Raw genomic sequence first — 24,045 nt, 5'->3', positions numbered from 1 at the left:
TGGCAAACTAGCGCTTATTATTATGAAGAAATGAGATGATGGCATGGCACAGGTAATGATCGATATCGCGGGTACTGAGTTAACCGCCGAAGATAAGCAACTATTAGCGCATCCGGATGTTAACGGACTGATATTGTTCACTCGCAACTTTGTCAGTATTGAACAAGTGGAAAGCCTCGTGGCGGCTGCTCGCGCCGCGTCTGAAACACCCTTGTTAGTTGCTGTTGACCATGAGGGTGGGCGAGTACAACGGTTTCGCGATGGTTTCAGTGCTATCCCAGCTATGGCCCGTATTATTGATCTGCCGAGTGATGAACAACTGACTGCGGCGCAAGACTTAGGGTGGCTCATGGCGAGAGAAGTTCGAGCCGTAGGGATTGATATCAGTTTTGCGCCGGTATTGGATATTAATGGATGTAGCGAAGTGATTGGTGACCGTGCCTTTGCGAGCGACGTTCAGCAGGTCGCGCATATCGCGCAAGCATTTATTGAGGGCATGCATGAAGCAGGTATGGGTGCAACAGGTAAGCATTTTCCCGGACACGGCTCGGTAGCAGCGGACTCACACTTTGCAGTGCCAGTTGACAGCCGCTCAAAAGAAGCCATTTTTAGTACAGATCTCCCTGTTTTTGACATGTTGGCCGATCGACTTGCAGGCATGATGCCTGCGCATGTGATTTACGAGCAGGTTGATCCGCAGCCAGCGGGATTTTCTCATTATTGGTTACAAACCATACTGCGCGAACAACTGGGCTTTAACGGGCTGATTTTTAGCGATGATTTGTCGATGCAAGGTGCGACAGTGGTTGGCGATATGCGTCAGCGTGCACTGGCAGCACTGGAGGCGGGTTGCGACATGATACTGGTATGTAATGATCGCGATGCGGCCTTTGAACTACTGCAACAGCCGTTACCTGATACTTCGGCTCGCAGTCGTCAGCGCTTACAAGCGATGTTGGGCGCTGCTAATTACGAGCGTATGGATGAGCTACAACGCTCGAACCGTTGGCAGGAAGTGCAACGCTGGATCGAGCGTATCAGCGGTTAATTAAGCTTCGTAGGGAAGGGGGTCGGTGACGCCATTGGCGGCAAAGGCCTCTAACCGCTCGACACAGGCACCGCATTTGCCACAGGCTTTATCGCGTCCGTTGTAGCAGGTCCACGTATCTGCGTAGTTCAGGTCCATACGCAAGCCGTCAGCGAGAATGGCATTTTTATCAACATCAAGGTAAGGCGCAACCACTTCTACAGGTTCGTAGTTTGCTAACTGACTGACCACGTTCATCTGGCGTACAAATTCGGGGCGACAATCAGGATAAATTGCGTGGTCACCCGAGTGAGCGCCATAATAAACGGCACTTGCGCCCTCGGATACGGCGTAACCGATCGCTAGTGACAACAAAATCATGTTGCGGTTGGGTACGACTGTCGACTTCATTGAGGATTCTTCGTAATGCCCCTCAGGGATCTCAATGTCGTCAGTTAAAGAACTGCCCGCTAGCAAGGTGTTAATTGCGGTTATATCAACGATTTTATGAGGAATATTGAGTGCTTCGCAAACTTTAGCGGCCACATCCAGCTCGCGCACATGGCGTTGACCATAATTAAAAGACAATGCCGATACTTCATGACCTTGCTCTAATGCTCTATTCAGTACTGTAAATGAATCCATTCCACCTGAATAAATGACAACCACCTTTTGCGACATTCGCTGACTCCCCGTATAATTAAGCTTCCAATCATTTTAGCGAAAATCATGACTTACCGCATTAACGAAATTTTTGAAACTCTGCAGGGTGAGGGGACCTTTACGGGTGTGCCTTCAATTTTTATCCGCTTACAGGGGTGTCCTGTTGGTTGCCCTTGGTGTGATACGCAACACACATGGGACGTGAAGCAAGAAGACCAAGTGTCAGTTGCAACGATGATGGCAAAGTCTGAGGCAACGTCCGAGTGGGCGGATATGTCCAGTGCTGATATTGTCGAACTGATAAAGCAACGCGGCTATCGTGCTAAACATGTCGTGATTACCGGTGGCGAGCCTGCAATGTATGATTTGCGAGAACTGGGTGAGGTACTGGAAGCCCAGGGTATGCGATTACAGATAGAGACAAGCGGTACTTATGAGTTGCTCATTACAGCCGGTACATGGGTGACAGTATCGCCTAAGCTCGATATGCCTGGGGGCTATTTAGTGCGCAGCGATTGCTTGAGTCGTGCCGATGAAATCAAGCACCCGATCGCGATGCAAAAACATATAGATGCTTTAGATAGATTGTTGCAAGGACAAAAGCTTAAATCGGATGTGGTTATTTGTTTGCAGCCTATTAGTCAACGTCCACGAGCCACCGAACTAGCGATGAAAACCTGTATTGAGCGCAACTGGCGTTTGTCGGTACAGATGCACAAATATCTGAATATCGAGTAAGTTAAAGTTAGATCGCCCTCGTTAGGTAGGGCGATACTCATATTTCCCTTCTATACTGCGGATTCCTTTCACAGCTCGAGGAATCAGTATGTGTCAATTTAATCACTTAACTCGAACCCATCACCGCCAACACGGTCAGGGAATGACAGAATACATCATTATTGTTGCCTTAATTGCGGTTGCTGCAATTGGTGTGTATTCCATGTTTGGGCAAAGCTTACGAAACCAAGTCGCGGGTCTGGCTAAAGAAATGACAGGTCAAAGTGCGTCTTCGGAAATCAATCAAGCAAGACAGTCAGCACGTACCGCATCAACGGTAGCGAAAAAGAATATTAACTTAGGCAATTACGACGAAGCTAACCAAACGGAAGAACAATGAACCGTCTTCTACGTAACCGAGGTATGGCACTACCGCTTTACCTAGCCTTATCAACCTTACTTTGTTTAGCGTTGCTCTCAGTCACTCAGTTAGGTCAACATGCGCGTCGACAGTTTTATCTACAAAGTGTCGCCGATAATGCTGCTATGAGTGCAGGTGTATTAATGGCGCGGCAGCTTAATTTTGCCGCGTTATTAAACCGAGCCCTGATTGGTAATCAAGTTGCACTTGCACAGTGGGTGGGCTTGCATAGTTGGTTCAATATGATGGTGTCATTAATCAACAATAGCGCCACGGTATTGTCCTTTGTTCCCGTTCTTACCGGACCTATGGTTACACTCAAACGAGCGCTTAAAGGTATTAAATTGGGCACTGAGCGTGGTTTGTCTGCCGTGGTTATGCTTCACGTTGCTATTATTCAAGCGATCTCGGCACTGCAGACCGTATTACAGCACACCTTAATTGCCGAAATTCCATTTTCGATCGAGGACGTGGTAGCGGCACATGACGACCGTTTAGAGTGGGACGCCTTTCATGGCGGTGGTATTGTTCCTTTTCCAGCGCTTTGGTGGCGGTTAACCCAAGTCGAGTCAACACGTGACAAAGAGCAGTCAGCGTTTTTTAAAACGCTAGTGCTGAAGAGCCGAGATCCGTTTTCTAAACAGCGAACCTACAATTGGCTCGATACTTATGCACTAAAAATTCGTCGAGCCGGAGGTAGTGACTTGGCAACGCGTTGGAATGGTGAATGGAATTGGCATGCTATCGATACAGTTTCAGCGCACTGGCGTAAATATTGGGCATTCGGCAGTATGAAAGAGCGTTTGCCGCTGGCGTGGGGGGCTTCGGCACAGTATGTTCGTGTAAAACGTTGGGCATCACTGTACGGTGAATCCGAGTGGATCAATCCTTGGGCAACGTGGCTAGGTTGGCAGTCGATGCCACGGCTCAAAGTGAAACAGCCTGCATTTCGCTTTGTTCGCTTACAACATAAAGCACGACTCGGTGCTGATAAAATTGTTATCAAAGTCACTGACCCTGAATCGGAGCAACAAGCCGTGGCAAAAGCCGAAGTGTTTTTTTCGCGTCCCAATAGTTTATTTCCGCGCTCCGACAGCAAACACGAGAAGGAAAATCTATTCAATGCGCTTTGGCAAACAAAGTTGTCGCCCCTATCGCTGATTGAACAAACTGTATTAGGCATCCAAGCCTATGAAAAGTCGACTTAACCTTCAATTAAATAGCGGTCACGTATTGGTCGAGTCGCTTATAGTGGCGGGGCTTTGGGTGCTGTTGGTGCTGTCTATTGCTGATGAACTCTTACCTGCTGTCAAGACGAGCGAGACGACGTTAGCTCAACAGCGACACCGCATCTTTTCTGAGCCTGAAGATTCCGAGCTATTGCAACGCTCAAGTGATTATACCTCGGCTCAGGTCAGTCATCGCGTTCTCGGACCGTTGGATAAACTCGTAAAGAATGAACTGGATATCGATAATTTCGTGCAGTCTGAACAAGAAACATCGCTATGGCCTATGGCGCAGATACGCAATGACTGGTCGGCGAGGGATGATGCGGCGTTACGCGACCGTCCTGCAGGTTGGGTGATTAATCGTGTATTAGACATGGGGTGGTTGAATGCAGTGCGTGACATCATCGCTATTTTGCCTTTTGCCAGAGAGTTCTCAAGTGATTCATTAATTTGGGGCCATATTGATGACGAAATCGTCCCTGAGGAGGAAGAAACGTGCTCGCGGATATTCCAATGGCTTTGTTGATGTGGACATGGGCTGACCCCGCTCCAGTCCATGAGCTGATACGTTTAGTAGAGCCGGCACAGCCGGACTGGCATCAATTAGAAGAACAGTTCCCTGATTGTCCTGTCACCACTGAACTCAAGCTATGGGTTTGTGAAATTGAACAAAAAATCTGGCTATTACATCAAGGAGAAAATAAGCACTGGTGGTTATCATCGATAGACATGAATAAGCCAACAACGCAACCTCCGCCAATAAATATTGGTCTGAAACCATTCGGCTACGGGACGCAACAAGGCTATCAATATTGGCTGTTTATTGAGCCTGTTGGACGCGTTGCTATGCGACGACAACTTGAATTTCGGTTGAGTCAGTTAAAACGTCAACGATTATCCGTAAATAGCTCGCACGAACTCATTCATTTGCCTGCATTAAACAGCTTACTTAGCCTCTATAACTATAGCCAATGGACGGTATTGATATGGTTAAAGCATCAGCAGGACAAGCGCTGACAGAGTCACTGATATTGTTATTAATGTGCGCTGTATTTTTGTTTGGCACCGATTGGGGACAGTCGGTTGTAGAGCAACTCAGGCAACTGGGAAACTTATTGACACTGCATTTTAAAACCATGCTCAACTTGATTAGCTTTGTACCAGGGAGTGGAATGTGAAAGCGAAAAAGCAATGGGTCATTTTATTGCTCATGAGTATTGTGTTGACGGCTTTCACCTTGTGGTTATTGCGCTCATACCTTAACTACGAGACGGCTAAACGTTTGAAGGCTGAGACACCTCCTGAACAAGCTATCGTGGTATTTAACCAAGACTTAGAGGCCGGCACCTTGGTTGATGCTTCGATGCTATCGCTACGTCAGTATCCGGCTCATTTAGTTAACCCAGGCTGGATGACAGAAGACTATGTCGGCACGATCTTAGATCTACCTATCAAACGCGCAGTAACCGCAGGTTCACCCGTTGAAGAGACTCAATTCGAGTTGAACTATCAAAAGCGGATGGCCGATCGCTTACCTGAAAACCACTGGGCGATTACCCTACCGGTCGACCTGATGCAATTACACGATGGACAGTTGCAACCCGATGATCGTGTTGACTTAGTCAGTAAAAAACCAATGCAAGATAGCTTAAGTGTGGTGGAGAATCTTCGCGTGCTCTCCGTAAATGGGACTGATCTTGGTCAAGGGATGTCGGTGACTTTGGCGGTTTCGGCAAAGCAACGGTTACGGTTAGGGCAGATGATCGGTGATGGCATACAGTGGTGGGTTCGTTCCACCGGTAAGCGGCAACCATGGCAGACATACGAGCGTCGTTCAGCAATTTTAGATTGGTAGGAGCATTGATAGGATGGTAAAGCGAATACTTATTATACTCTTTGCTGCTTGGGTTCAAACCAGTAATGCGGTCACCACCGAAAACTTGACCTTAACGGTGGGCCAAAGCGAACTATTAACTATCACACCCAGCACACAAGTGATGATTGCTGATGAAGCGCTCGCACAAGCCAAATTGATCTCGCAAGATACGCTCTTAGTTCGCGGTTTATTGCCAGGTACTACCGATATGTGGTTGATCGGACCGAACGATAAACGTGTCGTTATCACCATTGTGCATGCGGTGCCGAAAACTATCGTTACGCGTTTAAAAACCTGGGCACGGGATTATCCGAATTTTAATGTGCATGAAGAGGGTCAGCACATCGAACTGAGCGGAAGTTTACCAGCGCTAGAAAGAACGGCACTCAAGAAACTTATCGAACCTTATCCGAACATAATTGACCGAACCGTGTCGACGCGTGTCGACCACCCAATGCTTAGACTCAAAGTCACTATTTTGGAGATAAAGCAACAGTTTGTGCAGCAGTTAGGTATTCAATGGGACTCGCAAATAGACGGCCCGAATTGGCAGTGGGGCCGTCAAGGGGGCGTGCAGTGGAGTCCTCTTCTGATGTCAAACATTCAACTACTCGAACAGCAAGGCGCTGCAAAATTGCTCGCTACCCCCGTTTTGACTACACAGAGTGGACAGCCCGCCTCATTTCTTGCCGGTGGTGAAATACCGATTCCACAAGTGGTAGGACAAGGTATGCAGGACGTGAGCTTTCGAGAGTACGGTGTACGCCTAACAATCGAGCCTACGGTGTCTGCTGAAAGTAAAATTACAGCCAAACTGAGTGCCGAGGTCTCAAATATCGATCCGGCGGTAGAAGTCAACGGTGTTCCAGGCATCTTGACCCGTCGAACAGAGGCTGTACTAAGCTCGCGACACGGCGAAACTGTGGTTTTGTCAGGGTTGTTAAGTACCGATAGTAGTGAGTCAGAAGCGGGTCTACCTGGATTAAAGCAGTTACCTATCGCAGGAGAGGTATTTAAACATCGTGGTCAGCGAAATCAACATACCGAATTACTGATTTTTGTCACCAGCGAAATTGTTGCTTATGACCAACAGCGCCATCAACTGAAACAGCGCCATCAGCAACAAGCAAAGGAATGGTATTTACAAGCGGGTTGTATTGGACTCAAGGAGTGAGGATGAATAAGCAACAACTTAGACAAGCGTTGAAAAATCATTTGCAGCAACGCCAAAGCGGGCTTCAAGATATGCCAGCGAATCAGTTACGAGAGCACGCGAAACGCTATTTACTGGATTTGCACTCGCAACAAAGTGAAGTCTCGGAAGGAGCGGTGGCTGACGTGATTGACGAAGTTCTGGGCCTAGGGCCCATCGAGACTTTATTACGGGATGATAGCGTTTCTGAGATTATGGTTAATCGTCACGATCAAATTTTTATTGAACGTTCAGGTAGGCTTGCAGATTCGGGCTTAACGTTTAGTGATGAGCCGAGCCTACGTCGCGTGATCGAGCGAATAGTGTTACCACTGGGGCGGCATATCGACGATTCCTCACCGATGGTCGATGCACGCCTACCGGATGGATCTCGTGTGAACGCGGTCTTACAACCTCTAGCAGTAAAAGGGAGCTGTATTACTATTCGGAAGTTTTCTGCAAAGCCCTTAACCATTGATGATTTAATTAGCTATAAATCGCTATCACCTAAAGCTGCCGAATTTCTCAAACTGGCCGTTGAATGCCGACAGAATATTATTATTTCTGGAGGAACTGGCAGTGGTAAAACAACATTGCTCAATACGTTGTCTTCCTTCATTCCGAGTAATGAGCGAATCGTTACTATTGAGGATGCTGCGGAGCTTCGATTACAGCATCAAAACTTGGTCAGTCTTGAGGCTCGTCCGAAGAACCAAGAAGGCAAAGGGGCGATTCACATTCGCGATTTAGTTATTAACTCATTGCGTATGCGTCCTGATCGTATTGTGGTGGGTGAGTGTCGTGGTGCTGAGGCACTTGATATGTTACAGGCGATGAATACGGGGCATGCGGGGTCACTAAGCACCGTCCATGCAAACACCGCACGAGATGCCGTGCGGCGGTTGGAAATTATGGTTTTGATGGGGTCGATGGACTTACCTGTGTTTGCCATTCGACAGCAGATTGCAAGTGCGGTTGATATCATCGTTCAAACCGCTCGTTTAAGTACAGGTGAACGCGTCGTAACCAGCATTGATGAAGTAACCGGAATAGATGGTGAAACATTGCAAATTGGTGCCTTATTTGCTCGTGAACGAGGAAAATCGGGCTTAGTTAGTCAGGGAATGCCCGCGCGATTCGCCGCGTCACAAGCGTCAGAAGTGAAAGAGAAAATTGCTCAAACGCTGATGGAGTAAGGTGATGTTAATCGCTGTCGTTGGCTGCGTTCTAATGACTACCGTCGTGTGGCTGGCGTGGATGCGTCAGCTCAACAAGAATCGAATTCAAGCATTCGAGGGGACGCTTGCTCAACATACGCAGCGCTCACTACAAGAGTTTTTTGTATTTTTACCCGTTAAGTGGCTGATTCGAGGCTACTTGTTTGCGTGCGCTAGTTTACCTTTATTAGCGGGTTTGGTGTGGGGAGGCAAGGCAGCGCTAGTGACCCTGCTGGTATGCGTAGTGTCGCCTCCGGTTCTTTATCGAAGAATGAGAAATAAGCGCTATCGTGCGTTGCAAAGACAGCTGCCCATGCTGCTAATGAATCTATCCAATCAACTTAAATCTGGTATGAGTATGGTGAATGCGGTAACGAGTTTATTTGATGAATTTGAAGCGCCGTTGGGGCAAGAGGTCAACGAGCTTATACGTCAAGTCAGGTTGGGTGATGACTTACCAACCGCGCTGACTGACTGGCAACGTCGAGTACCAATTTTTAGCATCACGTTGGTCGTGCAGGCGCTCACGCTGGGTTATCGCAACGGTGGACAACAATCGCAAGTGCTTCGTCGGTTGGCTGAAAATTTGGGTCAGCAACAAAAGGTACGCGACCGGCAGCAAGCGCTATCGGCACAGGGACGGATGCAAGCTTGGGTGCTTATCTGTATGCCGCTGGCGTTATTCTTGTTGCTTAACTGGATGAAGCCGACACATACGGCTTATCTAACGAACACCTTGATAGGTCAGGTTGCACTCGGCGTGGCAATTGTGTTGACGCTGATAGGTGCGATGATGGTTAAGCGAATTTTAAATACCGATGATTTCTGATGCAGTTGATTGTCATTGTCGTTTGCCTATTTTTGTTGTGTTGTCTTACGAGTGCATTGCTAATTTGGCTAATGCGTAGACTTCGCCTTGGCCAATGGTGGGAATCGGTTTGCGACACGTTGTATCAAAAAATTCCGGTGCGAACACGTGTGATGTTACGTCGCTGGTTTGATTTAGAGCAGCAAGCCGATAATTTTCAGGTGCGTGTGGTCACTTTTGCATGCGTCATCGCACTGCTCGCTTTAGTGAGTCTCGTTTTACAGTTGAGCTGGTTAATGATGATGTTAACTTTACTTACTGCATTTATCATACAACGTGGTCAGCGGCAATTTCGTAGTAAACAAGCCCGAATATATCGCGAACTACCCGACTTTAGCGATTTGCTCGCGATGATGTTGGCGTCTGGACTGCCTTTGATTCCAGCGTTAGACCGAGTGTCTAAAGCATCTAGTATGGGCTACCTGGCTAATGAAATCAGCTATGTGGGGCAGCAAATTAGACGTGGACGAGATCTAACCAGTGCGTTCACAGGTTTAGCTGATCTTTATCGCGTGAACGCGCTCAGTGAGTGGTGCAAGTTGCTAAACAGAGGTTACCAACAAGGCAACAGTTTAACAGAGGCGCTGCTGTTCTTCTCTGAGCAGCTAAGAGATGAACAGCTCAATTTAGCAGAGAAGAAAGCGCAGGAAGCGCCTGTAAAACTCTTGCTTCCATTACTCAGTTGCTTTTTCCCGGTCAATTTCTTGGTCATTTTGGGTCCCATATTTATTCAGTTATACCAAGGGGGTTACTAATGTTCAGTGAGCTATTGTGGCCGGATACTCACTATTTGACCGGCTTTAGAGAGCGCTTTCGTGGAGTAAAGGGAGTACGAGAACTGACGCCTTTAAGTGCCTTTTGGTTTCCCCGCTGTCAAACCGTGCATACTTTCGGTTTGCGCTTTCCTATCGATGTTGTCGCTTTGGATGCGCATGCTCGAGTTATCGCGATTAAACGAATGCTAGAACCAAACCGAGTTTACTGGCAGTCACGGGCGCAAACACTCATTGAGGTCTGCGCGCTGTGTCCGTATCCGCTTGAGTCATGGATTGGCTTACAATTTCAGTTAGAAAGGAGACAAAATGAGAAGAATCGCTGGGCTATTCGCATTATCGTTGACGGCGTGCGCGAGCACTCCACAGTCCCCTCAGTACGCTCAGTACCAGCTAGGTAGTGCTAAATCGTGGTATGAGCAGGGCGACCTACTGTCCGCTGAACAACAGCTAAATGCGCTCCATCAGAATGGTGCAGGGAGTGCTGATAGCTGGCGGTTAATGGGGAACATTCATTTGCGTCAGCATCGGCTTGAGGCCGCGAGAGAAGCTTACAAACAATCCGTGAAGCTCAATCCTCATGAGGCCGATGTCTGGCATAACTTGGCATTAACAGAGTTGCGACAAACTACAGCAACCTTGATGCGGGCGCGCACGGAACTACAACGTTTACCGGACGAGGATGAGCGACTGCTTACCCTGTTACTTAAGCTGCAACGCGTCAAACTAGAGCATGAAAAAATTTAGTCACGGCTATGCGGTGGGCTTAATGCTGCTTGCTATTACAACTTTGATGATACCCGCTGGCTTTTACATGATCACTTTGCAGCGCGGACATTGGCTTGCCGGCGCATTGTTACGGGAGCGAATTACCATGCTCAATGACGCCTGGCAGGTTTTGTCATCACGGCTGCAAAGAACACCTTCACCCAGTGAATTCAATAACTATTTAACACAGTCAGAGGTGCCTTGGCGAGCTGATGTGACACTCGATAACGGCACGTACTTTGCGAAGATTCCATCAGTGACTCAGACTCAGGCGCGTTACCTGACGGACTACTTTAAAGTGATTCCACTTGATAACGCGATTCGCGTAGAATTGCTGACCCGCCCCGACATTGTGCAGTATTAACGGACAGAGTGTTTAAGAATACGTGACTTCTGACGTTGCCAATCACGCTCTTTTACCGTATCGCGTTTGTCGTGAGACTTTTTGCCTTTGGCTAAGTAGCACTCCAGTTTTACCCAGCAATGCTTCCAATACATGGCAGTTGCTACGACAGCAAAGCCCTCGCGCTCTGAGGCACCGATAAGTTTATCAAGCTCTTTCTTCTTGAGCAGTAGTTTACGAGAGCGGTCGGGCTCACAGTAGACATGACTGGATGCTTGGGTCAGTGGTTGGATCTCTGCTCCCAATAAATAAGCCTCGCCATTTTTCATAATGACGTAGCTGTCGCGGATGTTGACCTTTCCTTCACGAATGCTTTTAACTTCCCAGCCTTGTAGACTGATTCCCGCCTCGAATTTTTCTTCAAGAAAGTATTCGTGACGTGCTTTCTTATTCAGTGCGATGGTCGAACTATTTGTCTGTGATTTTTTCTTACTCATGGCAACTATTATACCCATGAAAAACTAAAAGAAAATTCATTTTAAGGGCTTCAATGAATACGTGTTTGAGTTATCATTGCGCTAAACGAAGTAAGCGATAGAGGATTCATGCCTAGCATATCAAAAAGCGCGCTTGTCTCATACAGTGCTGAGCAGATGTTTAATTTAGTTAACGACATCGAATCATATCCTGAGTTTGTGCCGGGATGTGTTGGATCACAAGTGCATGAGTCTGAGCCTGATTTTAAAATCGCAAGTCTTGATATTAGTAAGGCCGGCATTAAAAAAAGGTTCACTACGCGCAACCGTCTTTTCAAGCCAGAGCGGATAGATATGACGCTAGAAGATGGACCTTTTGAATCTCTAAGCGGTGGATGGCAATTCATTCCGCTTGCCGATGATGCCTGCAAAATTCAATTTGATTTAACGTTTGAGTTTTCAAACCGTTTATTGGGCATGGCATTTGGTAAGATATTCAGCGAAGTCACAGCGCGCATGGTCGATGCCTTTGCGAAACGTGCTAAGCAGGTTTATGGCTAATGATGGCGATGATGATGGTTGAAGTTGCTTATGCAACGCCAGAGCGACAAGCGATTGTTACGGTCACGGTTCCAGAAGGAACCGATGTGAAAACGTGTATCGAGCGGTCTGGAATACAGCAGCAATTTGTTGAAATCGATCTCGAACAACAAAAAGTGGGTATTTGGAGCAAGGCGACCAAACTAGATGCTCAGCCGCGTGATGGCGATCGCATCGAAATTTACCGTCCTCTAATAGCCGATCCAAAAGCGATACGTAAGAAGCGAGCGGAGCGGGCTAAACAAGAAGGACGCGCCGATAAGGTGACCGGTGGTCGTCCGGATACGAAACGTCGAACGAGCGAATAGGCGAAGTAGGAGTTGGGATGAAGCTTTATATCATGCGACATGGTCAAGCCGAACCAATGTCTGATGCGTGGCCAGACAGCGAACGCCGGCTTACGGACGAAGGTATTACTGAAGTCCAGCAGGCAAGTGAATGGCTGAGTCAGCAATGTGAAAGTTTGGAACAATGCTATGCCAGCCCTTATCGGCGTGCTCAAGAAACACAAAACGTGATGAATGAGCGGTTGAACTGCCAGCAACTTAAAACGTTATCTTGTTTAACACCAGAAAAGCGCGTTCATGAAACGGTGACTGAGCTTGCTGCTGAAATTTCGGTGGCGGGTGTGACCACCGCTTTGATTGTTACTCATATGCCCTTAGTGAGTTACTTGGTTGCTGAAATCGACAAAGCACAGCAACCACCGATCTTTGCAACGGCAGCAATCGCCGAAATTGAGTTTGATCCGCAGACGGGGACAGGACGCTTACAGCAACTGATGCAACCCGAGCATTGTTAGCACCTATTCTGGAGACTGCAAAAGAATAAGTATGGCTGCATCGCCGCCGTATGCTCGCGGCGCTTGATGGAAAGCTCGAACCGCGGGATGTTGAATAAGCCAATGAGGGAGTTGCTTTTTTAGAATCCCCGTCCCATGCCCATGCATTACTGAGCAGCACGTGATCAACTCGTTTTCGCAAGCTGTCAGCATTGCAGCAAGTTCTTGTTTGGCTTGCGCAACTGTCAGGCCATGTAAATCAAGTAACATCTCGGGGGCAAACTCGCCTCGCTTTAGTTGTTTCGTCAAGTAGCGACTTTCTCCAGGCGCTGTATAGTTGATTTTATCATCACCGAGATAGCCCTCGAAGTTGTCAGAGAAGGTATCGTTAACCACATCTTGAACTTGCTTTATCGCTTGTTTTTGCTGTTTGTGGCGCTTGCGGTTGACTTTTTGTCGCGCTGATAAAGGCTCAATCTCATCATTTTTTAACGGCTTGATACCCGCCATAGCTTGTCGAAATAGCTGATGTTCGTCAGCATCTGACCGGCTTTCTTGGTCGCCATTATTTTCCAGTTTTGCTTTGTATTTTGAGGCCATGATGGATGATTCCTAGCGCTGCTTAAGGTATCTTATACGGCAGTTAAGTATAACCGATTTACTAGCAGGGGATAAGTTTGGATTCAGAAGCTACTCAGCAAGCCGTGAATGAACTACACACCATTGACGATATTTTGCGTTGGAGTGTTAGTCAAATGGGCAAAGCAGGTACCTACTTTGGCCATGGGTATGCAAACGCAGTGGAAGAAGCGCGTGCGTTGCTTGGCTACGTTTTATCGCTCACACCGGATGAACTCATCGATATGAGGCATTGTCGTTTAACTCAGCAAGAAAAGACACAGTACGTCGAGTTGCTCGGAAAACGCATTGCTGATAGGAAACCAGCCGCTTATCTTTTGAATCAAGCGTGGTTTGCAGGTTTACCTTTCTACGTCGATGAGCGTGTGTTAGTGCCGCGTTCGCCATTCGCCGAGCTTATCGAGCAAGGTTTTCAGCCCTGGCTTACTCAAGCGCCTGAGCGTGTCCTGGACATGTGTACGGGCAGTGGCTGTATAGCGATCGCGTGTGCCTACGCGTTTCCAGAAGCCGAGATCGATGCGACAGATATTTCTGCCGATGCGTTGAGCGTGGCTGAATTCAACATCGGGGAACATGGGCTTGAAGAGCAAGTCTTTCCCATTCAGTCGGATATATTTGTCGGTTTGCAGGGTCAACTATATGACTTAATTGTAACTAACCCGCCTTATGTTGATGCTGAGGATATGTCTGATCTGCCAGATGAGTTTCGGCATGAACCTGAACTAGGTTTGGCGGCTGGCGACGATGGCTTGAGCCTCGTGGATACGATGTTGTTAGAAGCGGCTGATCATTTAACAGATAACGGCTTATTATTTTGTGAAGTCGGTAATTCAATGGCAGCACTCGATGAGAAGTATCCTGAAACAGGCTTTATTTGGTTGGAATTTGAGCGCGGCGGGCACGGTGTCTTTGTGCTCAATAAAGCGCAACTCGAACACCATCGTGCTTGTTACGGAAAGGCGTAGGAGCGAGAAATGGCCGGGAACACCTGGGGCAAATTATTTACAGTAAGCACTTTTGGTGAGAGCCATGGTGTGGGGCTAGGTGCAGTAGTCGATGGCTGCCCAGCCGGAATCGAGCTTAGCTGCGAAGATATTCAGCAAGCACTTGATCGGCGGCGTCCAGGGACCAGTCGCTATACGACACAGCGACAAGAACCTGACCAAGTTGAGATCCTGTCGGGCGTGTTTGAAGGGCGCACCACGGGGACTCCGATCGGTTTACTTATTCGCAATCAAGACCAACGCAGCCAAGACTACAGCGCTATCAAGCAACAATTTCGCCCAGGGCATGCCGATTATACTTATCAAAAAAAATACGGTATTCGCGATTACCGCGGTGGCGGTCGTTCATCCGCACGCGAGACCGCGATGCGGGTTGCGGCTGGCGCGATCGCAGCTAAGGTATTGGCTCAGCAAGGTATTAGCATTCGTGCCGCATTAACACAAATGGGGTCGGTTGTTGCGCCAGTTAAAGATTGGTCTGCTGTTAATGGGAATGCGTTTTTCTGCGCCAATCCCGATGCGGTCGAGCCTATGGATGCGTTAATTCGCGAGCTTAAAAAGCAGGGTGACTCAGTAGGCGCACGCATTTACGTTGAGGCCTGCGGCGTACCAGTGGGTTGGGGCGAGCCTGTATTCGATAGGCTTGATGCGGATATTGCTAAGGCACTGATGAGCATTAATGCGGCTAAGGCGGTCGCTGTGGGTGATGGTTTTGATGTAGTCACCCAACGCGGCAGTGAACATCGCGACGAAATGACCATAGAAGGATTCCAATCTAATCATGCCGGAGGTGTGCTCGGCGGGATTTCAACAGGGCAGACGGTAAACGCAGAAGTGGCGTTTAAGCCCACCTCAAGTATTAGTATTCCCGGTAAAACGATTACGACTGAAGGTGAAGCCGTTGATATCGTTACCAAAGGGCGCCACGATCCGTGTGTTGGTATTCGTGCTGTTCCTATCGTTGAGGCGATGATGGCTTTGGTTTTAGTTGATCATTTTTTACGTGATAGAGGTCAGAATGCAGGCGTCCAGCGAAGTTAGCTGTGAGCACCAGTCACGTCACTACCAGCAATTAGTCGATATTTTTAATCAGTGTTTTGCAGATACTGAGCACACGATATTGGTGCGCGGTGACGATGAGCCCTATTATCGTCCAGCCGCCGAAGGTGAAACTTATCATCAAGTGGTATTCGCTCACGGCTTTTTTGCTTCAGCACTTCATGAGGTAGCGCACTGGTGTATTGCTGGGCGGGTGCGACGCCATATCTTCGATTACGGTTATTGGTATGTGCCTGACGGGCGTAATGCAATGCAGCAGCAACAGTTTGAAAAGGTCGAAGTGAAGCCTCAAGCGCTCGAGAAGTTATTTTCCGTTTGTGCCGGGGTGCCGTTTCAGGTCAGTGTCGATAACTTATCGGGTGTTGAGGTTAATCGACAAGCCTTTAATAGTAAAGTAAGCGATCAACTTTTCGATTTTATGCGTACTTCATTACCGACAAGAGCGAAAGTTTTTGCTCAGGCATTATGTCGTTATTACCAACGACCTTGGCCTTCAGTCGAGTCGTTGGCACGTTAACAACGAGGAGGAATTATGAAACGCTATTTTGCGATGTTGATTGCGGTAATGGGTCTTGCAAGTTGCTCTACTATTGAGGGCATGGGACAAGATGTCGAAGATGCAGGCGAAGCTATCGAAGAGTCTGCGGATGAGAATGGAGCTTAGTTAATACATGCAGTATAGCCGTCGTTTCTCGATTGGATTAGTGATAAACCCTTTTGCAGGTATTGGTGGTGCTGTTGCACTGAAAGGAAGTGACGGCGAGCATACTCGCCAAACAGCACTCGCGTTAGGTGCAACGCCAAAAGCCAATCATCGAGTAACGACGGCGTTGCAGCAACTGCAGTATCTAGCTAACCAGATCCACTTTGTAACGGCAGCAGGGTCTATGGGAGCTGACGCCGTCGCAGGGTTGGGCTTTGATTATAACATTGCATATCAACCCCAAGCGCAACAAACAGAAGCGACTGATACACAGGCTGCGATCAGAGCCATTCAAGAACACAATCCCGATGTGATTGTATTTGCCGGCGGTGATGGAACTGCTCGTGATGTCTACACTGCGATTAAGCCGGAACAGTTGGTGCTCGGTATTCCTGCGGGGGTGAAAATTCACTCAGGTGTATACAGTATTAGTCCTAAAGCCGCATCTCGGGTTTTAGAAAATATGATAAGTGGTGGTCTATCCAGTGTCCGTTATGCAGATGTAATGGATATTGATGAAGATTTATTTCGTCAAGGTACGGTAAAAGCGAAACGTTTTGGCGAGATGTTAGTGCCTGACGAGTTGCAGTATATCCAAGCGGTGAAAATGGGCGGCAAAGAGAGCGATGAGCTGGTGTTGGCGGATATAGCAGCCGAAGTTGAAGAGCGTCTTGATGACGAACATTTAATTGTTGGTTCTGGTTCAACCATTAACGCCATTATGGAAGACATGGGATTGAATAATACGTTGCTCGGTGTTGACTGGGTCCACGATGGCGATGTTTTGGCACAGGATCTGACCGAATCAGAGCTCTATGAGCGTGTGAAGCAGGTTTCTTCAGGGCAGGTTAAGCTGCTGCTCACTGTGATTGGTGGTCAAGGTCATGTGATTGGTCGCGGAAACCAGCAATTAAGTCCACGTGTTTTAGACGCGGTGGGGCGAGAAAATGTTTGGTTAGTCGCCACAAAAAGTAAATTAAAAGGTTTGGAAGGGCGTCCGCTGCGAATCGATTCAGGAGATGATGCGCTCGACCACGCTTGGTCCGGCATGATTTCCGTTATTACGGGTTATCATGACGAGGTAGTCGTGCGCATTGAAGCGGTCGATTAAAACTGACGCTTCGGTAGGTGGACAACGAGACCATCAAGCTCTTCAGTCATTTCTATCTGACAACTCAGGCGGCTGTTATCTTCCGGATCTATTGCCATATCGAGCATGTCTTCTTCTTGCTCAGAGGCCTGAGGTAATTTACTTAACCAAGCTTTGTCGACATAAACATGACAGGTGGCACATGAGAGAACACCCCCACATTCACCGACGATCCCATCGATGAAATTTTCGGTAGCGGCTTCCATGACATTGGTGCCTACATCAACTTCGGCCTCGTGTTGACCACCCTCGGCATCAACAAAATATACGGTTGGCATGATTCATTCCTTATACTGCATTCATAATTATTGCCCGATAGGATAGAATACGCGGCTTTTAAGCTCAATCCAAAAATCGCATTTGTTGCACAAATAGGGTGGGAATTTCATGCAAGCAGTGGCGGCTTGGTTAGATAAGTGGTTTGGCTTTTACAGTCGCGGTAGTTCGGTGAAAAAGGAAGTGATTGGCGGCGCTACGACCTTCTTAACCATGGCTTATATTATTTTTGTGAACCCATCGATTCTGAGTGAAGCAGGGATGGATTACGGAGCCGTTTTTGTTGCCACATGTTTAGCTGCTGCAATAGGTTGTTTTGTGATGGGGTTTTGGGCGAACTATCCAGTCGCCTTAGCACCCGGCATGGGGCTCAATGCGTTTTTTACCTATTCGGTCGTTGGCGGCATGGGGTACGATTGGCAGACTGCCCTTGGTGCTGTGTTTTTCTCTGGTATTACTTTCTTTATATTATCGGTTTTTCGCGTGCGGGAATGGATCATCCAGTCCATTCCAATGACCTTGCGGCGAGCGATCGCTGCGGGGATTGGCGCGTTTTTAGCACTTATTGGATTAAAGAACGCGAATATTGTGGTGGCTAATGATGCCACCATCGTGACTTTAGGTCACTTAGGCGATCCATCGGTTATTCTCGCGGCGTTTGGTTTCTTTACGATTATTGGACTGGCAGCACGAGGTGTTCAAGGTGCTGCGTTGATGAGTATTCTTGCTATCACCTTAATCGCCTGGGTCCTAGGTTACGTAGATTTTACAGGTATAGCTTCGATGCCGCCTAGCTTGGCACCGACTTTTATGCAGATGAACATCGAGGCTGCATTTGACTTAGGTATGCTATCGGTCATTTTTGCGTTCTTGTTTGTCGACTTGTTCGACACCTCAGGTACGTTATTGGCGGTTGCTCAGAAGGCCGGACTGGCTAAAAGGGATGGTAGTCTTCCTCGTTTAGAGCGGGCTTTGATGGCCGACAGCACGGCGACAGTCGCTGGCTCAATGATGGGTACGTCGACTACCACCAGTTATGTCGAATCGGCCGCAGGTGTCGCCTCAGGCGGTAAAACGGGACTTGCAGCAGTGGTGGTCGGCGTTTTGTTTCTTTTAGCGATGTTTTTCTCGCCATTAGCCGGCATGATTCCACCGTATGCAACAGCCGGCGCAATTATTTATGTCGCAGTATTGATGTTGTTTACTTTGCAGGATGTTGATTGGAATGACATCACCGAAGCAGCACCGGTGATGGTGGTGCTACTCATGACACCACTCACGTTTTCTATCGCAGATGGTATTGCGCTTGGGTTTATCAGTTACGTCGTTATTAAGCTTCTGGCCGGTAAGACTAAAGAGTTAACCGTTAGCGTGGTATTATTGGCGTTATTATTTATTAGTAAATTTATTTGGTTGGGGTAACAGATTATGGGTTGGCACTCAAATAGAGAGTTTTTTGTTTCTTGGGAAGAACTACATCGCGCTACACGAGAGTTGGCACACCGCCAGTTACCCGCTGAACAATATAAAGGTGTAATCGCGGTGAGTCGTGGCGGTTTAGTTCCAGCTGCGATTATTGCACGTGAATTAAACTTACGTACTGTTGACTGTGTTGCGGTGAGTTCTTATGCACACGGTCAGCAAAAAGATGAGTTGGCATTATTGAAAGACGTATCAGCCACTGAAGATGGAGAGGGCTTCTTGGTTGTCGATGATCTTGTTGATACGGGGAATACCTTGAAGTTTTTACGTAAACGCTTGCCTAAGGCAAAGTTTATCACCGTTTACGCTAAGCCTGCGGGTATTGAGTTAGTAGACGATTATGTCGCTGATCTTGAACAAGAAACTTGGATTCACTTTCCGTGGGATATGCATTTGCACTATGTCGAGCCATTGGCGGGACAGGAAAGCTAAGCTGATAAAAAACCCCGCATTTGCGGGGTTTTTACTGTGATTATTCGTTGCGCAAGGTCTGATTCAAAAATTCAAGCACGCTGTTAATCGGCATTTTTTGTTTCTCACGGTCACTACGTGATTGATACTCGACCATTTCTTCATCGAGATTACGTTCACCAATGACGATTTGATGCGGCACACCGATCAATTCCATATCGGTAAACATAACACCTGGGCGTTCTTTGCGATCATCGAATAGCACATCAAAACCGGCATCGCGAAGTTGCTGATAAAGTTCGTTAGCAACTTTTTGTACACGCGCCGACTTATGCATATTCATTGGTACAATGGCAACCTCAAACGGCGCTAACTCATTTGGCCAGTTGATACCGCGGTCATCGTGGAATTGTTCGATCGCAGCTGCGACAACGCGAGAAACACCGATTCCGTAACAGCCCATGGTTAAGGTTTCGTGTTTACCCGTTTCCGACAATACACCCACCTTCATCGCATTGCTGTATTTCTTGCCTAATTGGAAAATATGACCCACTTCAATGCCGCGCGCAATCTGCAATGTGCCTTGACCACATGGACTAGGATCGCCTGCAACAACGTTACGAATGTCTTCTACAGCAGAGATTTCAGCATCGCGATCCCAGTTGACCCCAGTCAACCACTGACCCTGTTTATTTGCGCCACAAGCAAAGTCGGCTAGCACAGCGGCACTGCGATCAACGATGACCGGCATTGATGCATTAACAGGACCGATAAAGGAGCCGTGACAACCCATCAATTTATCGCTATCAAGCACCTCAATGGGCGCTGCGATCTGTGTTAGCTTTTCAGCTTTAATGGTATTCAGCTCGTGGTCCGCGCGCCAAACTAACATGACGGCCTCAGCCTCCACTTCATCGCTGGCTTTGACCAAAGTACATTGTACTGCTTGTTGTGCATCGACAGCTAATGGCTGCAGGAAAGCACTGACTTCATGACCTGTAACATCATGTACTTGTTTATCTTGACTGGGTTGTGAACGCTCAGTTTTTGGAGCGATTGCCTCTGCCATCTCCACGTTCGCCGCGTAGTCCGAACCATCAGAGAACGCGATGGCATCCTCTCCTGAGCCCGCTAGGACATGAAATTCGTGCGATGCGTGACCGCCAATCGAGCCTGTATCAGCAATAACCGGTCTAAAGTCTAGACCTAAGCGTTGGAAGATACGGCAATAGGCGTCGTACATTTCATCATAGGCTTGCTGCAGTGACTCATCCGTTAAGTGGAATGAGTATGCGTCTTTCATCATGAACTCGCGTGCACGCATCACCCCAAAACGAGGGCGAATCTCGTCACGAAACTTGGTTTGAATCTGGAACAGTGTCAAAGGCAACTGTTTATAGCTACTGACTTCTTTTCTTACCAACTCACTAATAATCTCTTCATGGGTCGGACCTAACAAGAAATCACGCTCATGACGATCTTTAATACGCAACAGTTCAGGACCATAGTCTTCCCAACGGCCAGACTCTTGCCACAAGTCAGCGGGTTGCACCATCGGCATTAAAATTTCTAAGGCGTTGATACGCTCCATTTCCTCGCGTACAACACGCTCAACTTTCTTCAATACACGAAGACCGGTCGGGGTCCATGTGTAGAGTCCCGATGCCACTTTTCGGATCATGCCGGCTCGCAGCATTAGCTGATGGCTGACAATCTCAGCATCAGAGGGCGTTTCTTTTAAAGTAGATAGTAAATATTGACTGCTGCGCATGGTCGAACAATCTCTATGTCAGTTGAACAAAATCGGAGGGAAGTTTAACAGCCTATCTGCAAGCGACAAAGCCTTTTACGGACAATAGCGGACAATTTTTTCTACGGTCACTTCGTTGTCCACAACTCGCCACTTTATATCTAAATCATATAGGCGGCTTGCGTAGGTTTTATTGTCAGTTTTGTTCTTTTTGTAGGCGGGACGCACATCAAAGCTAAGCAATTCAACAATTAACGACTCAAGCTGCGGATAAGTCTCTTTTTGCTGCTTTATGAAATGTGCCGCATCGCGAGCAAAAAAGACCGCGAAGCTGGCGCTAGGTGCTTCGGGTGCGAGCGAACTGCTAGCGTCGTCTATTTTGTCACAATACGGAATATAAGGCTTGATATCGATTAAGGGAGTGCCGTCAACTAAATCGGCACCGGCGACGACTAAATGAAAGTACGGTTCATTATTAACCGCTAATAATTTAACCGCCGACAAACCGATGTTGTTGGGTCTAAACGGTGAGCGGGTGGCAAATACGCCGACTTTTTGGTTTCCTCCAAGTCGCGGTGGTCTCACTTGTGCCTGCCACTGTGAGCCTTTGTTGTGATGAAACTGGAACACTAACCAAAGATGACTGTGTTGCTCGATTCCGCTGAACGCTGCGGGATAATCGTAATCACCGCAAGGCTTGATGATGCCCTGAACGTGGGTAGCGAGTCCTGGTTGGCGCGGTACAGAAAACTTTTCAGGAAAAGGTGTGTGTATATGAGCGATGGTTTGGGGCATTAGGTTGTTTGTCATTTATCTTAACTGTTAGCGGATTTAACTAAATTTTGGTGGTTGGAAAAAATAGAAGCATTGCACTAAAGCTATAAAATTTATCTAAGCTTCTGTATTTAAAAGAAAAAATAACTTTGGCACACGCTTTGCTAAATCTTTACTACAACATAACTGTTTAGTTTGACCTGTTCACGATGTTTGGAACGTCAGCTACAAAAATAACATAGAAAGGAAAGCAACATGATGAAAAATAAAGTATGGCCCATAGCAATTTTTTTAGTCGGTGGTTTGACCGTGACTTCAGCAGCTTGTGCGCAAGACGTTGTTAAGCGTTCACATACATTCAACGTGTCTTCAGATACAGAGCTGAGTGTTGAAGCAGCCGTCGGAACAGTTGAATTCGTGAAAGGCGATATAAACTCACAGGTTGTCGAAGTTGAGCTCGTTATAGAGGCCAATGATGATAGTTTTTTCTATGGTGGTGGTGATATTAACAGCGTGCACTTAGAGGCCGATCAACACGGTAATGAATTAGAATTAAGTATTGAACCGGATGACGAAGAGGTTGAAGTTACTTGGCGTATTACCTTACCCAAACTGAAAGGTGTTGATGCAGAGCTTGGTGTGGGTGAGATGTCTGGCGAACTGTATACCACTAATGCCTCTTTTGAAGTGGGCGTGGGTGAGATTGACTTAGTATTGCACGGTAGTGACGTAGAGCGAGTAAAAGCCGAAGCCGGCATTGGTGACACCCGTATCCGCGGTTCGGTGCGTGGAAACTCGAATCGCGAGCGCGTATTAATGACCTCAGAGAGTGAGTTGACGAGTTCGGGTGAATATCGCATTAAAGCGGAAGTCGGAGTAGGCGATATTACCCTAGATTTTGTGGAATTGAATTAACGCATTGGCGTGGCGACAGTTACTGCTTTGGTACTATCGCCTTGCCAACGCAACTGACTTGAGTGTAACACCGAGCGCTTGAATCTGTCGGAATATTAAAGCACTGTACAGCGAATACATCTGTCGCATTGAAACGTGCTGCATCGTTACGAAGTGCTTGTTGAGCATCTAGAGTTGAAGCAGGGGCGCCACGAAAGGTTGCTTGGCAACTATCTCCAGTAACAACACTCAAGATCTTATGGTGATTCGGGTTGAGCTGCTGGTCATGCAGCTCAACATCATTGGGGGCGACATTGAGGGCTCTTAGAGCAGATTCTTGTGAACCATATTGGTTACCAGTTGAACATCCAGCCATCAATGCACTGCAAAACACAACTGCTAAGAGTATTCGAATCCCCAATGACATTCTCCAATTAAATACTTTTCACTACTTTATCAAAAACTCTTCAAGTGCACGACCGTTGTCCAACGCGTTTTGTAGTGCTTTAGGCATACGCCCCTGACCTGTCCAAGTTTTTAACTCGCCGTTTTCGTCTTTAAATTCATACTTAGGGGGTTTAGGTGCGCGCTTACGTTTTGGTGATACGAGTTTATCACCACCAATTTCATCTTCTAAAATGTCAGAAATATCAATGCCGGCTTCTTGCATGTTGCGCTTAAGTTCGGCGACTTTCTGACGTTTTTCTTCAAGTGCTTTTTCTTGTTCGAGTGCGTCTTCTTCACGCTTGCTGATTACATTTGAGAGTTTCTTTTGAATGTCATATAGCTCGTTTAAATCTAATTCTTTAAGGGCTGCGTTCAAACGACGTTCGTGTGAAATTATATTAATAAACTCGCTCATGGATTCATCTCCGATAATTAAGTAATGGGTGCAGTGTTTATAAAACAATTCTCACTGGTAATTCTATAAGTAAATGCTAAATACGAGATA

The 24,045-nt window shown here is 47.3% G+C and carries 33 protein-coding genes; 25 read left to right on the top strand and 8 right to left on the bottom strand.

All coding sequences use genetic code 11. The features are described 5' to 3' along the window. The first annotated feature begins 43 nt into the window (after positions 1-43). Complete coding sequence (gene nagZ, locus AC3AP5_RS07280) at positions 44-1,048, top strand: beta-N-acetylhexosaminidase (protein WP_487326400.1); 1,005 nt, start codon at positions 44-46, stop codon at positions 1,046-1,048. Here the strand turns inward: nagZ and queC are convergent, their stop codons facing one another. Then, positions 1,049-1,708, bottom strand: a complete 660-nt coding sequence (gene queC, locus AC3AP5_RS07275; RefSeq protein WP_006955228.1) for a 7-cyano-7-deazaguanine synthase QueC — start codon at positions 1,706-1,708, stop codon at positions 1,049-1,051. A gap of 48 nt (positions 1,709-1,756) precedes the next feature. On the opposite strand from queC, the gene queE reads away from it, so the two are divergent. The 13 genes from queE to AC3AP5_RS07210 all read left to right on the top strand — a co-directional run bounded on the left by queE (position 1,757) and on the right by AC3AP5_RS07210 (position 11,115). Further along, a complete protein-coding gene (gene queE / locus AC3AP5_RS07270) occupies positions 1,757-2,428 on the top strand; it encodes a 7-carboxy-7-deazaguanine synthase QueE (RefSeq protein ID WP_487326399.1) in 672 nt (223 codons plus the stop codon). Between the two features lie 88 nt (positions 2,429-2,516). Further along, a complete protein-coding gene (locus AC3AP5_RS07265; protein ID WP_006955230.1) occupies positions 2,517-2,807 on the top strand; it encodes a Flp family type IVb pilin in 291 nt (96 codons plus the stop codon). After that, positions 2,804-4,036, top strand: coding sequence for a TadE/TadG family type IV pilus assembly protein (locus AC3AP5_RS07260; protein WP_487326398.1), 1,233 nt, complete (start codon positions 2,804-2,806; stop codon positions 4,034-4,036). The genes AC3AP5_RS07265 and AC3AP5_RS07260 overlap by 4 nt, the downstream gene beginning before the upstream one ends. Then, the gene (locus AC3AP5_RS07255) at positions 4,020-4,583 is read left to right on the top strand and encodes a hypothetical protein (RefSeq protein ID WP_487326397.1); all 564 of its coding nucleotides are present in this window, start codon (positions 4,020-4,022) and stop codon (positions 4,581-4,583) included. The genes AC3AP5_RS07260 and AC3AP5_RS07255 overlap by 17 nt, the downstream gene beginning before the upstream one ends. Beyond that, positions 4,571-5,074, top strand: coding sequence for a hypothetical protein (locus tag AC3AP5_RS07250; RefSeq protein WP_040487724.1), 504 nt, complete (start codon positions 4,571-4,573; stop codon positions 5,072-5,074). The genes AC3AP5_RS07255 and AC3AP5_RS07250 overlap by 13 nt, the downstream gene beginning before the upstream one ends. Then, the gene (locus tag AC3AP5_RS07245) at positions 5,044-5,235 is read left to right on the top strand and encodes a hypothetical protein (protein WP_006955234.1); all 192 of its coding nucleotides are present in this window, start codon (positions 5,044-5,046) and stop codon (positions 5,233-5,235) included. The genes AC3AP5_RS07250 and AC3AP5_RS07245 overlap by 31 nt, the downstream gene beginning before the upstream one ends. After that, positions 5,232-5,912: a Flp pilus assembly protein CpaB gene (gene cpaB / locus AC3AP5_RS07240; protein ID WP_487326396.1), complete on the top strand. Its 681-nt coding sequence runs from the start codon at positions 5,232-5,234 to the stop codon at positions 5,910-5,912. Before AC3AP5_RS07245 ends, cpaB begins: the two co-directional genes overlap by 4 nt. A 13-nt stretch (positions 5,913-5,925) precedes the next feature. Beyond that, positions 5,926-7,107, top strand: coding sequence for a Flp pilus assembly protein CpaC (locus AC3AP5_RS07235; protein WP_006955236.1), 1,182 nt, complete (start codon positions 5,926-5,928; stop codon positions 7,105-7,107). 2 nt (positions 7,108-7,109) lie between these two features. Beyond that, entirely contained in the window at positions 7,110-8,321 is a 1,212-nt protein-coding gene (locus AC3AP5_RS07230) for a TadA family conjugal transfer-associated ATPase (RefSeq protein WP_487326395.1), read from the top strand. Between the two features lie 4 nt (positions 8,322-8,325). Then, entirely contained in the window at positions 8,326-9,171 is an 846-nt protein-coding gene (locus AC3AP5_RS07225) for a type II secretion system F family protein (RefSeq protein WP_006955238.1), read from the top strand. 71 nt (positions 9,172-9,242) lie between these two features. Beyond that, positions 9,243-9,965 (top strand): type II secretion system F family protein, encoded by a 723-nt coding sequence (locus AC3AP5_RS07220; RefSeq protein ID WP_487326394.1) that lies wholly within the window; start codon positions 9,243-9,245, stop codon positions 9,963-9,965. Positions 9,966-10,292: 327 nt separating this feature from the next. After that, entirely contained in the window at positions 10,293-10,730 is a 438-nt protein-coding gene (locus AC3AP5_RS07215; protein ID WP_083773239.1) for a tetratricopeptide repeat protein, read from the top strand. Beyond that, complete coding sequence (locus AC3AP5_RS07210) at positions 10,717-11,115, top strand: hypothetical protein (protein WP_006955242.1); 399 nt, start codon at positions 10,717-10,719, stop codon at positions 11,113-11,115. The genes AC3AP5_RS07215 and AC3AP5_RS07210 overlap by 14 nt, the downstream gene beginning before the upstream one ends. Here the strand turns inward: AC3AP5_RS07210 and smpB are convergent. Beyond that, positions 11,112-11,591, bottom strand: a complete 480-nt coding sequence (gene smpB / locus AC3AP5_RS07205) for an SsrA-binding protein SmpB (RefSeq protein WP_006955243.1) — start codon at positions 11,589-11,591, stop codon at positions 11,112-11,114. The genes AC3AP5_RS07210 and smpB overlap by 4 nt on opposite strands. A 108-nt stretch (positions 11,592-11,699) precedes the next feature. Between smpB and AC3AP5_RS07200 the strand changes: the two genes are divergently transcribed. From AC3AP5_RS07200 to sixA, 3 genes are read left to right on the top strand one after another with little or no spacing between them, the layout of a single operon-like run. Then, positions 11,700-12,131 (top strand): type II toxin-antitoxin system RatA family toxin, encoded by a 432-nt coding sequence (locus AC3AP5_RS07200; protein WP_006955244.1) that lies wholly within the window; start codon positions 11,700-11,702, stop codon positions 12,129-12,131. Further along, positions 12,131-12,478 carry an RnfH family protein gene (locus tag AC3AP5_RS07195; RefSeq protein WP_006955245.1) on the top strand — a complete coding sequence of 116 codons (348 nt, stop codon included), beginning with the start codon at positions 12,131-12,133 and terminating at the stop codon, positions 12,476-12,478. The genes AC3AP5_RS07200 and AC3AP5_RS07195 overlap by 1 nt, the downstream gene beginning before the upstream one ends. Positions 12,479-12,495: 17 nt before the next feature. Next, entirely contained in the window at positions 12,496-12,972 is a 477-nt protein-coding gene (gene sixA, locus AC3AP5_RS07190; protein ID WP_006955246.1) for a phosphohistidine phosphatase SixA, read from the top strand. 3 nt (positions 12,973-12,975) lie between these two features. Here sixA and smrB read toward each other — a convergent pair whose 3' ends face one another. After that, entirely contained in the window at positions 12,976-13,551 is a 576-nt protein-coding gene (smrB, locus tag AC3AP5_RS07185; protein WP_487326393.1) for an endonuclease SmrB, read from the bottom strand. A gap of 77 nt (positions 13,552-13,628) precedes the next feature. On the opposite strand from smrB, the gene prmB reads away from it, so the two are divergent. From prmB to AC3AP5_RS07160, 5 genes are read left to right on the top strand one after another with little or no spacing between them, the layout of a single operon-like run. Further along, a complete protein-coding gene (gene prmB / locus AC3AP5_RS07180) occupies positions 13,629-14,555 on the top strand; it encodes a 50S ribosomal protein L3 N(5)-glutamine methyltransferase (RefSeq protein ID WP_487326392.1) in 927 nt (308 codons plus the stop codon). Between the two features lie 9 nt (positions 14,556-14,564). Beyond that, the gene (gene aroC, locus AC3AP5_RS07175) at positions 14,565-15,635 is read left to right on the top strand and encodes a chorismate synthase (RefSeq protein ID WP_006955249.1); all 1,071 of its coding nucleotides are present in this window, start codon (positions 14,565-14,567) and stop codon (positions 15,633-15,635) included. Further along, a complete protein-coding gene (locus AC3AP5_RS07170) occupies positions 15,613-16,170 on the top strand; it encodes an elongation factor P hydroxylase (RefSeq protein WP_006955250.1) in 558 nt (185 codons plus the stop codon). The genes aroC and AC3AP5_RS07170 overlap by 23 nt, the downstream gene beginning before the upstream one ends. 15 nt (positions 16,171-16,185) lie before the next feature. Then, complete coding sequence (locus tag AC3AP5_RS07165; protein ID WP_006955251.1) at positions 16,186-16,317, top strand: entericidin A/B family lipoprotein; 132 nt, start codon at positions 16,186-16,188, stop codon at positions 16,315-16,317. Between the two features lie 7 nt (positions 16,318-16,324). Next, positions 16,325-17,467, top strand: a complete 1,143-nt coding sequence (locus tag AC3AP5_RS07160; RefSeq protein ID WP_006955252.1) for an ATP-NAD kinase family protein — start codon at positions 16,325-16,327, stop codon at positions 17,465-17,467. Here AC3AP5_RS07160 and AC3AP5_RS07155 read toward each other — a convergent pair. After that, positions 17,464-17,784: a 2Fe-2S iron-sulfur cluster-binding protein gene (locus tag AC3AP5_RS07155; RefSeq protein WP_006955253.1), complete on the bottom strand. Its 321-nt coding sequence runs from the start codon at positions 17,782-17,784 to the stop codon at positions 17,464-17,466. The two genes, AC3AP5_RS07160 and AC3AP5_RS07155, sit on opposite strands and share 4 nt — an antisense overlap. 109 nt (positions 17,785-17,893) lie before the next feature. Between AC3AP5_RS07155 and AC3AP5_RS07150 the strand changes: the two genes are divergently transcribed. Both AC3AP5_RS07150 and gpt read left to right on the top strand, forming a co-directional pair. Beyond that, on the top strand, positions 17,894-19,204 hold the full coding sequence (locus AC3AP5_RS07150) for an NCS2 family permease (RefSeq protein WP_006955254.1): 1,311 nt from the start codon (positions 17,894-17,896) through the stop codon (positions 19,202-19,204). A 6-nt stretch (positions 19,205-19,210) separates the two neighbouring features. Next, on the top strand, positions 19,211-19,696 hold the full coding sequence (gene gpt, locus AC3AP5_RS07145) for a xanthine phosphoribosyltransferase (RefSeq protein WP_487326391.1): 486 nt from the start codon (positions 19,211-19,213) through the stop codon (positions 19,694-19,696). 40 nt (positions 19,697-19,736) lie between these two features. Here gpt and AC3AP5_RS07140 read toward each other — a convergent pair whose 3' ends face one another. Further along, entirely contained in the window at positions 19,737-21,446 is a 1,710-nt protein-coding gene (locus AC3AP5_RS07140) for a proline--tRNA ligase (protein WP_487326390.1), read from the bottom strand. A 75-nt stretch (positions 21,447-21,521) separates the two neighbouring features. Continuing rightward, on the bottom strand, positions 21,522-22,235 hold the full coding sequence (gene tsaA / locus AC3AP5_RS07135; RefSeq protein ID WP_487326389.1) for a tRNA (N6-threonylcarbamoyladenosine(37)-N6)-methyltransferase TrmO: 714 nt from the start codon (positions 22,233-22,235) through the stop codon (positions 21,522-21,524). Between the two features lie 219 nt (positions 22,236-22,454). Here tsaA and AC3AP5_RS07130 point away from each other — a divergent pair, with 219 nt between their 5' ends. Then, entirely contained in the window at positions 22,455-23,114 is a 660-nt protein-coding gene (locus tag AC3AP5_RS07130; protein ID WP_272977642.1) for a hypothetical protein, read from the top strand. 19 nt (positions 23,115-23,133) lie between these two features. Here AC3AP5_RS07130 and rcsF read toward each other — a convergent pair whose 3' ends face one another. Further along, the gene (gene rcsF / locus AC3AP5_RS07125) at positions 23,134-23,469 is read right to left on the bottom strand and encodes an Rcs stress response system protein RcsF (RefSeq protein ID WP_272977641.1); all 336 of its coding nucleotides are present in this window, start codon (positions 23,467-23,469) and stop codon (positions 23,134-23,136) included. 72 nt (positions 23,470-23,541) lie between these two features. Continuing rightward, positions 23,542-23,955 carry an H-NS histone family protein gene (locus AC3AP5_RS07120; protein ID WP_006955260.1) on the bottom strand — a complete coding sequence of 138 codons (414 nt, stop codon included), beginning with the start codon at positions 23,953-23,955 and terminating at the stop codon, positions 23,542-23,544. Positions 23,956-24,045 lie beyond the last annotated feature (90 nt).

The sequence above is a fragment of the Idiomarina sp. D18 genome (assembly GCF_057748155.1).
The sequence above is the reverse complement of the archived record's forward strand: the minus strand, read 5'-3'. Positions and strand labels throughout refer to the sequence as shown.